Raw genomic sequence first — 14,240 nt, 5'->3', positions numbered from 1 at the left:
GGGGGGCAGCCCCCTGGGAGGATAGGAAGTTGCCAATCTTAAAAAAGTGCTTCTTTAGCTCAGTTGGTAGAGCACACGACTGTTAATCGTGTTGTCGCTGGTTCGAGCCCAGCAAGAAGCGCCATTTTTTTATTTTTTGGAAGTTTTTAATAGTATAGTTTTTACAAGAGCTGAAAAGCTCTTTTTTTTATTTTAATTGTTCTTTAAATAAAAAAAAAGTATTAAAATAGAAAAAAACTTGACAAAAAAGAACATCCTTTGTAGTATGTATACAAATGATAGTAATTGGAGGAAAAATGAAAAAAATAATGAATGATCCTAAAAATATCGTATCTGAAATGTTAGAAGGACTAAGTATTTTAAATAAAGATTTATTATATCATCCCGAATTTGAAGTTGTTTCAAGAGTTAAAACAGGAAAAAAGAAAGTTGGAATTGTTTCAGGTGGAGGTTCAGGACATGAACCAGCTCATGCAGGATATGTGGGATTAGGACTATTAGATGCTGCTGTAGCTGGAAATGTTTTTGCTTCTCCAGATCCAATGAGAATTTTGAAAGGAATAAAAGAAGCTGATAATGGCGCAGGAGTTCTTTTAGTAATAAAGAATTATTCTGGAGATATAATGAATTTTGATATGGCTAAAGATTTAGCTGAATTAGAGGGAATAAAAGTAGAAAGTGTTGTTGTAAAAGATGATGTAGCTGTTGAAGATTCAGAATATTCAGATGGTCGTAGAGGAATAGCGGGTACAATTTTTGTTCATAAAGTAGCAGGAGCAATGGCAGAAAGAGGTGCTAGTTTAGATGAGGTAAAAAGAGTAGCTCAGAAAGCTATAAAAAATATAAGATCAATGGGTGTATCAATGTCTTCTTGTACACTTCCAGCAGCGAGCAAGGAAAACTTTACTTTAGAAGTTGGTAAAATGGAAATTGGAATGGGAATTCATGGAGAAAAAGGCATTGTAAAAGATCTGTTAAAAACTTCAAAAGATATAGCAACTATATTATTAGAAAAAATAATGAATGATTTAGATTATTATGATAGTGAAATAGCACTTATGATTAATGGACTAGGAGCAACGCCTCTTATGGAGTTATATGTTTTAAATAACGATGTCAGAAAAATTTTATTAAGTAAAAATATAGTTGTAAAAAATAATATGGTTGGAAATTTTATGACCGCTTTGGATATGACTGGATGTTCTATAACACTTTTTAAATTAGATACTGAGTTAGAAGATCTGTTAAATGAGAAATGTAAATCTTTAGCATTAAATATTTAATTAAAGGAGATTAATTATGAATATTAATATAACAAGTAAAGATTATGTTGAGTATATTGAGTTAGTTTATAAAAGATTATTAGCTTCAAAAGATTATATAACAGAGTTAGATTCAGAATTAGGAGATGGAGATCATTGGATCAATATGGATATGGGATTTGAAGCTCTTGTAAATAAAAAAGAAGAACTTTCAAATATGAAGCCAAAAGATTTATTAAAAAATATAGGTATGATAATGATGTCAGTTATAGGTGGATCATCTGGAGTTTTATATGGAAGTGCTTATATAAAAGCAGCAAAAAATATTTCTGATGTAGAAACTTTAAATTTAAATTCAATATATGAAATTTTGAATAGTGAATTATTAGGAATGATGGAAAGAGGAAAAGCAGAAGCTGGAGATAAAACAATGATTGATCCATTATTTACAGCTGTTAATAGTTTTAAAAAATCACTTGAGAGCAATGAAAATATTTTAGAAATACTAGAAAATGTTAGACTTAGTGCAAAGCAAGGAATGGAAGACACAAGAGAAATGTCTGCTAAAAAAGGTAGAGCAAGATACAGAGAAGATAAAGGTATAGGTCATATTGATCCAGGTGCAGTAACAATGTATTATCAAATAGATGAATTAATGAAATATATTTCGGTAAAAATAAACTAATCTAATATATTCAAAAATACTTAATAGTTTTCTACAGCCCAGGAAGATTCAGTTCAAAAAATCTTTTTGGGTATTTTTTTACAAAATTAAGAAAAAAAGTTTCCATTTTTATAAAAATATGGTAAAATAGTTCTAAATAAAATTTGTGTGGAGGGATTATGGACGGATTAAATTTAGCAATAAATTTTTTAAATAATATTCTTTGGAGTTATGTTTTAATTATTATGTTATTGTTTGTAGGGATGTATTTTACTTTAAAGACTAAATTTGTACAAATAAGATACTTTTTTGAAATGATTAAAATATTAGGTGATAGTGTTGGGCAAAAAGGTGGAGTTTCATCTTTTAAAGCATTTTGTATAAGTACAGCATCAAGAGTTGGAACAGGAAACTTGGCTGGAGTTGCAATAGCAATAGCTTCGGGAGGTCCAGGAGCTATTTTCTGGATGTGGTTGATAGCTATAATAGGTGGCGCATCTAGTTTTGTAGAAAGTACTTTGGCACAAATATATAAAATAAAAGATGGAAAATCTTTCAGAGGTGGACCAGCATACTATATGGAGATGGCTTTAAATAAAAGATGGATGGGAGTGGCTTTTTCAATATTAATTTCAATAACATTTGGATTGATTTTTAATTCAGTTCAATCAAATACAATATCTCTTGCTTTCCAAGAAGCATTTAAAATGGATAGATTAATTGTTGGAATTATATTATCTGTAGCAACAGCAGCTATAATTTTTGGTGGGGTTCAAAGAATAGCAAACTTTAGTGCTGTTGTAGTTCCAGTAATGGCAACACTTTATATAATAATTTCAATGTATGTAGTAATAAAAAATATAGGAATGGTTCCTGAAATATTTAGAGATATAGTTGAAAATGCTTTTGGAGTTAGACAAGCTGTTGGTGGTGGAATGGGAGCTACTATAATGATAGGAGTAAAAAGAGGATTGTTCTCAAATGAAGCTGGAATGGGATCAGCACCAAATGCAGCTGCAGCTGCAGAAACGACTCATCCTGTTAAACAGGGATTTGTTCAAACGTTAGGAGTATTTACAGATACAATTTTAATATGTACTTGTACAGCGTTTATGGTGCTTATTTCAGGAGCTCATAAAACTGAAGGATTAACTGGAATACAATTAACTCAAAACGCATTAAGTTCTCAAGTAGGAAACTGGGGAAATATATTTATAGCAGTTTGTATTTTACTATTTGCATTTAGTTCAATAGTTGGTAATTACTATTATGGAGAAACAAACATTGAATTTTTAACTTCAAATAAATCTTGGTTAAATCTTTATAGAGTTGGAGTTATAGGAATGGTAATGTTTGGTTCTATTGGTGAATTAGCTTTAGTCTGGAATTTAGCAGATCTATTTATGGGACTAATGGCTGTTTTAAACCTAATTGCAATATTCTTACTTGGTAAAGTTGCATTTGAAGCATTAAAAGATTATAATTTACAAAAAGGAAATGGTTTAGATCCAACTTTTAATAAAAATGATATAGATCTTCCATATAATGAGAGAGTTGAATGTTGGGATTAAGAAAAAAAGGTTGACTTAATTCCAAAAATACTGTAATATTTCATATGGAAGCCTCTATAGCTCAATTGGATAGAGTATCTGACTTCGGATCAGAGGGTTATGGGTTCGATCCCTGTTGGGGGCGCCATTTTGAAGCAGAAAACAAGTTAAAATATAGAGAACTTAGATTATAATAATCTAAGTTTTTTTTTTAGACGTTATTATAGGAGAAATAAATGAAAAAGCTTATTATGTTATTAATATTACTATTACTTTTGGGTTGTTCTTCTAGTAGTCCTAGAGATTCTAAAATTTCTAAATATTTCACTTTTAAAGAAGCTATACATAGTAATACAGCAAAAAAATATAGAATAAAAAATATTCCAAACAATTCAGAATACAAAAATATAATTTATGCTGCTAAAAGAATGGACGAAGTAAGAAAAGCTTTGAGAACAAAGATATATGTAACAAGTTGGTATAGAAATAAAAAAGTAAATAAAAAAGTAGGTGGCACTCATAACTCTTATCATAGAGAAGGACTAGCGGTTGATTTTAAAATAAATGGAAAAGCAAAATATATAAAGAAGAAACTAGATCGAGCAAAGATTAGTTACGATCAACTTATATATTATCCAAATGAAAATAGAGTTCATATAAGTTTTAAAAAATCAAAAAGAAAAGAAAGAAAACAATATTTTTTAAAGAGATAAAAAATAACCATCAACTCATGGTTATTTTTAATTTATAGTAAATTACAGCTAAAGCTTCACGAGTAAAAAGACTAATTTTACTTTTTAATGGAGTATTTGCATATATAGGATTTAATTTTAAATCCAAATTTTTTGCTAAAAATTTAACACGGTAAATGTGAAAGTCATTACTAATTACTCCAATGGATTTTATATTTTTAGGAATAAGTTTTTTAGAGAAAGTTAAATTTTCTAAAGTCGTTTTTGATTTGTTTTCTTCAATTATATTTTTGCTGAGTACAGAGTTTTTAATTAAATATTTTTTCATTGCCTTACTTTCAGATACAATCTCATCTTTACCTTGTCCACCTGATACAATAAAGATTGTGTCAGGATACTTTTTATAATACTCTACAGCTTTATCTAAGCGGTATTTTAAGACCTTCTTTGGTTGATCTCTACGTAATCCTGCTCCCAATATCAAAACGTATTCATTTTTAACTTCAGAGCTTTTAAAGCTATGTATATCAAAAATAATATTACCTAAACTTAGAAAAAAAATAACAGCAGATAAAAAAGTTGAAATTTGAATAATGTTTTTAATTGATTTATTGACTTTAGATATAAATAGAAAATATACTAATAAAAATAAATATATAAAGAATACAACATTGATAAAAAAAGAAGATGGAAATTCTTCTTTGTATAAAAATAAAAAAACTAAAAATAAAAAGTTAATAAAAATTTTTAAAAGAATCATAGACTTCCTCCAAATCGATATCATTACAGCACAAGCGGCTATAAAAAAATAAAATGATAGTGAACTGTTTTAGAATTTTATAAATTCTAAAACAGCTATTAATATTGGAATTGTAATCAAACTAAAAATAGTTGATAAAAAAGAACAACTTGATGTAATTAAAGGTTCTCTATTATATTTTAAAGAGTAAGCTATGATAACAGATGCAGTAGGTGTTCCAATCAATATTATGATAACTCCTAAACTCTCTTTAGAAATAGGTAAAATACCAAAAAAATTAAAACTATAAACTATAATTAAAATTAATATTGGAATTACTATAGTTTTAACTACAGAAAATTGAAAAGCAATTGAATTTTTTAAAGATTTTTTAATTGATAGCTCAGAGAGTTTTAATCCAGCAGCCAACCAAGCTAAAGGAGAGCATAATCCAGCAAGAAAACTAAAAGGTTTATATAACCAAAAAGCTGTTTTATCAATTCTTAAAAAAGCATAGCTCTTACCTTCTATGTTTATTTGTAAAAGGTAGCTTTGGAAAAGCCAAATTGAAAGTCCTAAAAAAGTTGCTAAAATAACTGGATTTAAAAACATTGATTTTAAATTATTTTTATTCATTTTAGTTCCAGACATCTTTACGAATCCATATGAATAAAGCAATACTCTGTAAGGAATTGAAAATATAGAAGAATAGATTATTCCAGAATCACCATAAAGAGCTTGTACTATAGGAATACCATAGACAGTTACACCAGCAAAAATAGACATCATTTTTAAAGTTAATACTTTATCAGAATCTAAATTTTTATAAAAAAGTTGACCAACAGTAATTAAAAAAATATGAATTAAAAAACTCCAAATTAAAATATTCAAACCGTTTGTAAATATATCTTTATCAAAATCTTTCATAAATGCATTAAAAGAAAGTGCAGGAATAGAGATAGATAAAATAATTTCACTTAGAGGGCCAGAAAAAGAACTTTTTAATTTTCCACTTTTTCCGAAATAAAATCCTAATATCATAATAAAAATAGATGATGACATAACTCCAACAATATTTCTATTTGATAAAGTAGAAATAATAATATTTAATACGTTCATTAGAAAACTCCTATAACTAATATTTACTTTTTTGTGTCCGCTAGTGCTGTATAGATGAAAACAGCACTAAGGGTTAAAAATCCAATTATTTAAAAAATTTTAAAATTAACCTTTTGTATTGCAGATTTTTATAGAAAGAAAATCAAATATTATTATAGCACAATTCACATCTAAAAAAATATACAAAAGTTGCTTTTTGCTATAAAAACCTTTATAATATAATATCAAAATTTAAGGAGTGAAACATGAAAAAAGCTATACTAGCATTATTATTATTAATTTCTTCGTTAAGCTATTCTAGCTGGTGGGGACATTTAGATGGCGGTTCTAGAGCCGCAATAGTGACTGGATCAGCTCTAATACTAGGATCGGGATACAACCAAAGTGAATATAGACATCAACAAGATTTGAGAAGATTAGACACGCAGATACGTAGAGGATATGAAAGGCAGGCAGTTATAGAAAATGCTAATAGAAGATACTCTAATATGAATACATTAGGCTATTCGTACAACAATCAAGGAATGACTCAACAAGTTTATAGTAACAGAAGAAATTCATCAACAAGAGTTATTTACTCTGATCAAAGAAGTCAAATTCTAGAAATGAGCGATGGAACAAGAATAGTTATAAATCAATAAAAATAAAGTGTTAATATAAAGTAGAGCTCAGCTGAGCTCTACTTTATATTAACATAGTTCTAATAAAATAGAATTGTTGTTCATTATATTTCTATGACCCTTTAAAGATATTTCTTTCAAAAAAATAGGTCCATTATAAACAAAAGTGTGATATTCACCATTTTCTCCACAAACATCAGATCCAGTTGCTTTTATATCCTTAAGAATTTCACTAGAAAGAGTTTTTCCTAAAAATTCGCTGCTCATATTATTAAGATTAACTTTTTTAATAATAGCTTTATAGCCTAAATTTATAAACTCATTAACAAGCTTCTCTCTATTTTCTTTCCACAAAGGAAATAAAGCACTTAAATTAGTGTTTTGACATCTTTTTTCTCCCCACTCTCGATGCTGTTCAATATCAATATCTCCAAAAACACAAGCTTCAGCTCCAAGTAGTCTCATATTATTAAGAGCATTTTCAAAATATTTTTCATAATTATCACCCTCGCATTCAATAAGAAGTAAAGGAATGTTAACAGCTAATGAAACTTGTTTTAAAAGTTCAATTGAAATGTTGTGAAACCAAGATTCGTCATTTTTTTTATTAACAGTTGTCATAAGAGCGATAGGCTCATATCCAAGTGAAATTACTTTATGTAAAGAAAGCATGCTATCTTTACCCCCGCTAAAAGAAACAACAACTTTTCTATTCATAAAAATCCTCCTAAAACTATTCTCTTCTACAAAGATATTATAGATAATTAGAAGAATAAAAACAAGTGAAATTTAAAATAAAAAAAAGGAAATATATTTGAATTAGAGTAGATATGAGTAGATAATCTGTAAAACTAGATTTGAGGAGGTAAAAAATGGGATACAAAAAATCATTTTCAGAGGTAGATCATAAACATTGGGGTGAGTATAAAGCTAAAATGTCTAGAGCTGAGGGCGTTGAAGATGTAAAAAAAATATTTTCAATGGTTACTTCAGAGCTTGTAAAAGAGATTGAAGATAACTTAAATCCAGTTTATGGAGAATTTAGTGGAGATTTTGAAATAGATATGAAATCAGAAAAAAAATATAAAGTAGCTCAAAAAATAGCAGAAAACCCATTGTTTATAGAATTAATTGAAAATTCAGATTTACCAGCAATTCTAACAAAATATGCGGATATGGCTATTAATAAAAAAATCCATCTTTTATCTAAAGAGGGAATAGAAAACGGGAAAAAAATAATTCATTAAAAAATAAATCCCAACTTTCAAATTTGAAGGTTGGGATTTTATATTTTTAGATATTTACTAAAATAAAAGCTGCAAGACTTTCTAATACAATATTGTATACTAAAGCAAGAGCTGGAATTTTGCTCTTAAGGTGTGGAGCAAAAGAAAGTTGAGCTCTTTTCGGAGTAACTCCAAGATTTGAGTTTGCTTTTTTAGAGATAGCACATCCATATCCAAATTGAATAGCTTGAATTTCAGGGATTAAAGTAAATGCTATTTTAGAAAATTCACCTTTGAATTTAGACATATCAGTTTCAACGGGAAGATTAATTTCTAAAGAACTACCTAGAGCATCTTTTGTAATAATCATCTTTTGAATAGCAATTCTGATATAAGCATCATTTTTTTCTCCGTAGAATATTCCACCTACTTCAGTAGGAAAAGCTGAAAGAGTGTTTGGTAAAAGTTTTTTACATAAAGAGCCAACAAGAATCATACTAGATAAAATGTCGCCGTAATTATAAATAAAAACTATATCATCACCCGTTGTAACTTCTTCAACAATACCAGAAATAACATCGATTTCTTCTTCTTTGTTAGGAGAATAACCTTCAACAGTTCTTTTAGCTAAATCTGTTCCAAAATCTAAAGCACTCACAGCTATTCCTTTTGGAAAGTTTAAAATACTTAATTTAATACCATTTTCTATATTTTCAAAATTTATCTTTATTTTTTCACCAAAATTCATATAACCTCCGAGTTAATTTTACTTTTTTTGTACCTCTTTTATAATTTCATTAAAAATATGACGAGCAATTTCTGATTTAGGACTCTCTTCAAAAACTATACTTTCTCCATTTTTTTTAATAATTTGAATACTATTAGTAGATTTTTGCATATTTTGAGCATTGTTAGCAACAATAAAATCTAGATTTTTTTTAACTAATTTTTTTTGAGCATTTTGAACTATGTTTTCAGTTTCAGCAGCAAATCCAATAAGAATCTGTTCTTTTTTATTTTTTCCCATATTAAAGAGAATATCTGGATTTCTTTCAAAAACAATAGTCAACTCACTATCAGATTTCTTAATTTTTTGTTCTGAAACTTCTTTTGGTCTATAATCAGCCACAGCGGCACATGCAATTCCAACATCTTGCTCATCAAATCTTTCCATAACAGCATGAAACATATCAATAGCACTTCTAACACTCACAAATTCTTTTAATCCACTAGGAATTTCTAAATTTGTAGGGCCTGAAACAAGAGTAACCTCCGCACCTAGACTTATAGCAACTTTTGCTAGAGAATATCCCATTTGCCCACTTGACCTATTTGAAAAATATCTTATCGGATCTAAAGCTTCTTCAGTTCTTCCTGCAGTAATTAAAACTTTTTTTCCTTTTAAGATTTTAGAGGTTTTAGATATAAATTCGTTTTCGATAATTTCAACAATTTCTGATTCGTTTTTTAATCGCCCTTTTGCATTGACATTACAAGCTAAAAATCCCTCATCAGACTCTATAAATTTATATCCTAAATTCTCTAGTTTTTTAATATTTTCTTTTAAAATTGGATTTTCATACATATTTACATTCATTGCCAAAGCAAAGTAAATAGGTTTTTTAGAAGCTGATATAACAGTTGAAAGCATATCATCAGCAATTCCATTTGCAACCTTTCCAATAATATTAAAAGTAGCAGGAGCAATTAGAAAAACATCAGCCCATTCTGCTAAAGATATATGCTCAACTTCGACTTGGTGATTTCTTTCCCACATATCAGTTACAACTCTATTTCTAGAAAGAGTTTCTAAAGTTTGAGGTGTAATTATATTAGTGGCACTTTCGGTCATGATTACTTTAACATTATACCCCTTTTTCTTTAAAATAGATATAATATTAGCTGATTTATAAGCAGCAATTCCACCAGTAACACCAATTAAAATATTTTTCATAACAAATTCCTCCAAAATAAAATCATAGATTTTTTAATTTTTTATTTATTCCAAAAATCTTAAAGATTACAATAGTTAAAATAAAAGTAAGAACATCAGCAAATGGAAGAGCTAACCAAATTCCATTTACACCAAATAATTTTGGAAGAGTTAAAATTCCAATTCCCATAAAAACAATTCCTCTGCAAATAGATATAAAATTAGCCAACGAAGCTTTATTCATAGCTTGAAGATAGGAGATGTTCATAAAGTTAGCACCTACAAAAATAATAGCACTTGAATATAAAATTAAACCATTAGATGTATATTTAAATAGGTGTTCTTCATGTGTGAAAAGTTTTACAATGTTTAGAGCTGAAAATATAACTAATATTAAAGCTATAGTTGTAGCAATAAAGCAGATTTTATGTGAATATCTCAAGGTTTCTAAAACTCTTCTATAGTTACGTTTCCCGTAATTAAAACTAACTAAAGGTTGAATTCCTTGAGCTAATCCAGTAAACAGCATCCTATAGGTAACAAAAGCATAAGAAATTATTGCATAAGCAGCAACTCCTATTTGCCCTTCACTTTTAGAAAGAGTTATATTTAAAACTATTGTTATAACCATAACAGCAAATTCTAAAATAAAAGATGAAAAACCAATTGAGCAAATTTGTCTCATTAATTTCCATTTTATTTCTTTTAGATTTAAATTTAGTTTAAAAGTAGAATTAGGAAAATGCATACAAAGATATATAGCTGAAAGAATCTGTCCGATTGCAGTTGCGTAGGCTCCACCTTCAATTCCCATATTTAAAATAAAGATAAAAATATAATCTAAAACTATATTAGCAATAGCTCCAATAAACAAGGAGTTCATAGCTTTCTTTGGAGCATTATCATTTCTAACAATAGCATTTAAAGAGATTGATAACATAAGAAAAAAAGAAGCTATAATACAAGGGTACATATATCTTTTAACCATTGGTAGAAGTAAATCAGTTGCTCCAAGTGATTTCATAATTCTGTTTGGGAATACAAAAACAATTGAAGCAATTAAAATATAAAAAATAATATTTAAGAAAATTGTAGCTGTGAAACAATTATTTTTAAATTCTTGATCATCATTTTTCAAAGAGATTAAAGTAGCTCCACCTGCCCCAAACATAAGGCTTAAAGCAGCAGTTAAATTAATAATTGGATAACCGATATTAACTGCTGCAATTCCAATACTACCAATACCTCTGGATATAAAAATACCATCTGCGACAACGTAAAGAGAGTTAACAAGCATTCCTATTGCCGCTGGAATTGCAAATTTGTAAAAAATTTTATTAATTGGTTCACTATTGATTGCATTTGTTTCAATTGACATTTTTCTTCAAGTCCTCTTCTTTTTCTAGTTTTTTAAGATTTTTCATCTCTTTTTTAGTCATAATAAATGTAACTATAACTGCTAATACGTCAGCAGCGGGTACAGCTGCCCAAACTCCATATATTCCCCAAATTTTAGAAAATATTAATAGAATAGGAATTAAAAATAAAACTTGCCTTGATAAGCTTAAAAACATTGTCGTTTTAGGTTTTCCTGTTGCTTGAAAGTATATAGCTGCAATAATTTGAAAACCTATAAATGGAAACATTAGTGTAAAGATTTTAAGACCTTTAGATGCAGCAGCTAAAAGTTCAGAATCACTTGTAAATATAACAATAAAATATTTTGAAAGAAACTGTATTGCTAAAAACCCAATTGTAGATATAGTCATAGCACCTTTAACAGCTAAAATAAAAGCTTCTCTAACTCTGTGATAAAGTTTTGCGCCATAATTAAATCCTAAAATTGGTTGAACTCCTTGATTGATTCCAAATATAGGCATAAAAATAAATGTATTTACAGCATTTACAATAGTCATAGCTCCAACAGCTACATCTCCTCCGTATTTCATAAGAGTACTATTTAGTATTAAATTGACTAAACTAGAACCCATCTGTAGAACAAAAGGTCCAGCACCAATAACAAAGATATTTTTTACATTTTCCCATTTTAGAATCATATTTTTAACTTTTAATTTTATTCCACTATATTTAGAAGTGAAATATGCCACTGTCCAAATTGCTGAAATAATTTGAGAAATAATTGTAGCGATTGCAGCGCCTTTAACTCCTAAATTTAAACCAAAGATAAAAATAGGGTCTAAAATTATATTTGTAACAGCACCTAATAATAGAGTGATCATAGATATTTTTGGATTTCCATCAGATCTAACAGCTGCGTTTGTAGTATAACCAATCATTAAAAAAGGAAATCCAAGAGCAACAATAGTTAAATAGTCTCTCGCATAGGGTTCTGTAACAGGACTAGTTCCAAGTTTTCCTATGTATGAATTCATAAATAGAATAACAAGAAAACTTAAAATTATGCCAATTATAATAGCTAATGAAGTTGCATTTCCTAAATATTTTTCAGCAATATCTTTTTTTTGTTTTCCTAAAGAGATGGATATGTTTGTGGCACCACCCAATCCAATTAAAAGACAAAATCCAATTGAAACAAGCATAACTGGAAAAACTAATCCAACCCCAGCAATAGCAGCAGGACCAATTTCTGGAATATTTCCAATGTAGATTCTATCTACTATGTTGTATAAAGCATTCACAAACATTCCAATGATAGCAGGAAGCGAAAATTTAATAAGGAGTTTACTGATACGTTCTTCGCCCATTTCTTTGTGTTTTTCTTGCATAAAATAATCCTCCCAAAACTAAATATATAATTAGTTCAATTATAGCTTATATATTTAAAGAAATCAATTTTGTTTAACTCTCTAATCCACTTTTGTGTGATAAAAAAGTTTAAAGCATGTTGTAACTAAAATTATACCCAAAGCCATAGAACCAGCAATAATAGAGGTTTCCATTCCTTTTAAAAGAGAGTCTTGGTATTTGTTTTGAGTAAGATACAACATAGTAAAATAAACACCCCCACCAGGAGCCATAGGAATAAGAGCCGCTATAAGCAAAGTAGGAACAGTTGTTTTAAGTTTTTTAGCCATAATTTCAGAATAAAAAGCTGTTAACGCTGTTGCTAAAAGGTAACAAGTAGAATAAGAGTAACCATTTTTTGTAAAAAGTAGATAAAAAAACCAACTTAAAGCACCCCCTATTCCTGTAAATAAAATTAATTTTCCTCTGACATTAAAAAGAATAGCAAAACTAACTGTTATAAAAAATGCAAAAAGAACTTCTGTAAAAAACATTAAATTCCTCCAAAGTTATAGAATAATTTTGTTACTAGACCAGCACCAATAGCAATAGCCCCACCCGTCATAAGAACTTCAGTGGCTCTAGATGTTCCTGATATTAAATCTCCAGAGATAATATCACGAATAGAGTTAATAAACCCTACACCCGGAACAAGAAGCATTAAAGAAGATATTATACTGATTGACGGAGTTGTAATGACGCCACTAATATAAAATAAATTTGAAATTAAAACACAAATAATGCTAGATATAAGATTAGTAAAAAAATTATTGAGTTGTAATCCAGAAGTTGTATATGAAAATACAGCTACACCAGCACCTGAAACAAATGCTGCAGCAAAATCATTTGGCCCACCTTTAAAAGAGATAATAAAACTAGCTGCTCCTAACGCTGATGCGAATAGATTGATTCCAAAGCTGTATGGACGAGTTTCATCTATTTTTCGAAGGGCTTTTTTTAATTCTATAAGTGAATACATTTCAATATCAGTTACTATTTTATGTATTTCATGAATTTTATCTAAATTTGTAGATCGAGATTTAATTCTTTCTACGAGTGAAACCACTTCACCATTAATATTTTTTCCTGAAACTATAATACAAGTTAAAGTAACAAAGCAATCAATATTTAAATTAAAATGTTGTCCAATACGAGATATAATATCCTCGACTCTATAAACTTCAGCTCCACTAGTTAAAGCTATTTTTCCAGCAAAAGTTGCAACTTGAAGAATTTGTTGTTCTGAAAGCAGTTGTTTTTTTAACATAAACACTCCTATAATTAATGAGATATTATAACACGATTAATATTATCACTAAAGCATATAAAAAGCAATATAGACATTTTTTTTTAAAAATAAAAAAAAGTTGTTGACATAAAGTTTATATTGTGGTATTATTATCTTGTTGAGAGCGAAAGCAATCAGCCTGGGTGGCGGAATAGGTAGACGCACGGGACTTAAAATCCCGAGCTATCTGATAGCGTGCCGGTTCGATTCCGGCCCCAGGCACCAAACAAATATAATATATGTGGTGAGGTTCCCGAGCGGCCAAAGGGATCAGACTGTAAATCTGACGGCTCTGCCTTCGAAGGTTCGAATCCTTCTCTCACCACCATATGCCGCTTTAGCTCACCTGGTAGAGCAACTGACTTGTAATCAGTAGGTAAT

The 14,240-nt window shown here is 28.8% G+C and carries 15 protein-coding genes and 4 tRNA genes; 10 read left to right on the top strand and 9 right to left on the bottom strand.

The window, feature by feature from the left end; all coding sequences use genetic code 11:
• Nucleotides 1-48: 48 nt before the first annotated feature.
• The 6 genes from ACRCZX_RS04330 (at nt 49) to ACRCZX_RS04305 (ending at nt 4,189) form a co-directional block, all read left to right on the top strand.
• Nucleotides 49-124, top strand: a tRNA-Asn gene (locus tag ACRCZX_RS04330).
• A 172-nt stretch (nt 125-296) separates the two neighbouring features.
• Nucleotides 297-1,283 (top strand): dihydroxyacetone kinase subunit DhaK, encoded by a 987-nt coding sequence (gene dhaK, locus ACRCZX_RS04325; RefSeq protein WP_438581715.1) that lies wholly within the window; start codon nt 297-299, stop codon nt 1,281-1,283.
• Between the two features lie 16 nt (nt 1,284-1,299).
• A complete protein-coding gene (gene dhaL / locus ACRCZX_RS04320) occupies nt 1,300-1,947 on the top strand; it encodes a dihydroxyacetone kinase subunit DhaL (RefSeq protein ID WP_438581714.1) in 648 nt (215 codons plus the stop codon).
• Between the two features lie 158 nt (nt 1,948-2,105).
• Nucleotides 2,106-3,497: an alanine/glycine:cation symporter family protein gene (locus ACRCZX_RS04315; RefSeq protein ID WP_438581713.1), complete on the top strand. Its 1,392-nt coding sequence runs from the start codon at nt 2,106-2,108 to the stop codon at nt 3,495-3,497.
• A gap of 50 nt (nt 3,498-3,547) precedes the next feature.
• Nucleotides 3,548-3,624: transfer RNA gene (locus ACRCZX_RS04310), tRNA-Arg, on the top strand.
• A gap of 88 nt (nt 3,625-3,712) precedes the next feature.
• Nucleotides 3,713-4,189, top strand: coding sequence for a D-Ala-D-Ala carboxypeptidase family metallohydrolase (locus ACRCZX_RS04305; protein WP_438581712.1), 477 nt, complete (start codon nt 3,713-3,715; stop codon nt 4,187-4,189).
• A 10-nt stretch (nt 4,190-4,199) separates the two neighbouring features.
• Here ACRCZX_RS04305 and ACRCZX_RS04300 read toward each other — a convergent pair whose 3' ends face one another.
• Nucleotides 4,200-4,928, bottom strand: coding sequence for a YdcF family protein (locus ACRCZX_RS04300; protein WP_438581711.1), 729 nt, complete (start codon nt 4,926-4,928; stop codon nt 4,200-4,202).
• Between the two features lie 69 nt (nt 4,929-4,997).
• A complete protein-coding gene (locus ACRCZX_RS04295; RefSeq protein WP_438581710.1) occupies nt 4,998-6,026 on the bottom strand; it encodes an AEC family transporter in 1,029 nt (342 codons plus the stop codon).
• A gap of 245 nt (nt 6,027-6,271) precedes the next feature.
• Here ACRCZX_RS04295 and ACRCZX_RS04290 point away from each other — a divergent pair, with 245 nt between their 5' ends.
• Nucleotides 6,272-6,667: a hypothetical protein gene (locus ACRCZX_RS04290; RefSeq protein ID WP_438581709.1), complete on the top strand. Its 396-nt coding sequence runs from the start codon at nt 6,272-6,274 to the stop codon at nt 6,665-6,667.
• A 48-nt stretch (nt 6,668-6,715) separates the two neighbouring features.
• Here ACRCZX_RS04290 and ACRCZX_RS04285 read toward each other — a convergent pair whose 3' ends face one another.
• Complete coding sequence (locus ACRCZX_RS04285; protein ID WP_438581708.1) at nt 6,716-7,363, bottom strand: diphthine--ammonia ligase; 648 nt, start codon at nt 7,361-7,363, stop codon at nt 6,716-6,718.
• 155 nt (nt 7,364-7,518) lie between these two features.
• Between ACRCZX_RS04285 and ACRCZX_RS04280 the strand changes: the two genes are divergently transcribed.
• The gene (locus tag ACRCZX_RS04280) at nt 7,519-7,893 is read left to right on the top strand and encodes a hypothetical protein (protein WP_438581707.1); all 375 of its coding nucleotides are present in this window, start codon (nt 7,519-7,521) and stop codon (nt 7,891-7,893) included.
• Nucleotides 7,894-7,939: 46 nt separating this feature from the next.
• On the opposite strand, the gene ACRCZX_RS04275 is transcribed toward ACRCZX_RS04280, so the two are convergent.
• The 6 genes from ACRCZX_RS04275 to ACRCZX_RS04250 all read right to left on the bottom strand — a co-directional run bounded on the left by ACRCZX_RS04275 (nt 7,940) and on the right by ACRCZX_RS04250 (nt 13,838).
• Entirely contained in the window at nt 7,940-8,620 is a 681-nt protein-coding gene (locus tag ACRCZX_RS04275) for a hypothetical protein (protein WP_438581706.1), read from the bottom strand.
• 18 nt (nt 8,621-8,638) lie between these two features.
• A complete protein-coding gene (coaBC, locus tag ACRCZX_RS04270) occupies nt 8,639-9,826 on the bottom strand; it encodes a bifunctional phosphopantothenoylcysteine decarboxylase/phosphopantothenate--cysteine ligase CoaBC (protein WP_438581705.1) in 1,188 nt (395 codons plus the stop codon).
• 22 nt (nt 9,827-9,848) lie between these two features.
• A complete protein-coding gene (locus ACRCZX_RS04265) occupies nt 9,849-11,183 on the bottom strand; it encodes an MATE family efflux transporter (protein WP_438581704.1) in 1,335 nt (444 codons plus the stop codon).
• Nucleotides 11,173-12,552 carry an MATE family efflux transporter gene (locus ACRCZX_RS04260; RefSeq protein ID WP_438581703.1) on the bottom strand — a complete coding sequence of 460 codons (1,380 nt, stop codon included), beginning with the start codon at nt 12,550-12,552 and terminating at the stop codon, nt 11,173-11,175. The genes ACRCZX_RS04265 and ACRCZX_RS04260 overlap by 11 nt, the downstream gene beginning before the upstream one ends.
• Nucleotides 12,553-12,633: 81 nt before the next feature.
• Complete coding sequence (locus ACRCZX_RS04255; RefSeq protein WP_438581702.1) at nt 12,634-13,065, bottom strand: threonine/serine exporter family protein; 432 nt, start codon at nt 13,063-13,065, stop codon at nt 12,634-12,636.
• Nucleotides 13,065-13,838 (bottom strand): threonine/serine ThrE exporter family protein, encoded by a 774-nt coding sequence (locus tag ACRCZX_RS04250; protein WP_438581701.1) that lies wholly within the window; start codon nt 13,836-13,838, stop codon nt 13,065-13,067. The genes ACRCZX_RS04255 and ACRCZX_RS04250 overlap by 1 nt, the downstream gene beginning before the upstream one ends.
• A 158-nt stretch (nt 13,839-13,996) precedes the next feature.
• On the opposite strand from ACRCZX_RS04250, the gene ACRCZX_RS04245 reads away from it, so the two are divergent.
• Nucleotides 13,997-14,084 (top strand) — tRNA-Leu (locus ACRCZX_RS04245).
• Between the two features lie 18 nt (nt 14,085-14,102).
• Nucleotides 14,103-14,187: transfer RNA gene (locus ACRCZX_RS04240), tRNA-Tyr, on the top strand.
• Nucleotides 14,188-14,240 lie beyond the last annotated feature (53 nt).

It is taken from the genome of Cetobacterium sp., from assembly GCF_051658645.1.
Lineage (GTDB): Bacteria > Fusobacteriota > Fusobacteriia > Fusobacteriales > Fusobacteriaceae > Cetobacterium_A.
The sequence above is the reverse complement of the archived record's forward strand: the minus strand, read 5'-3'. Positions and strand labels throughout refer to the sequence as shown.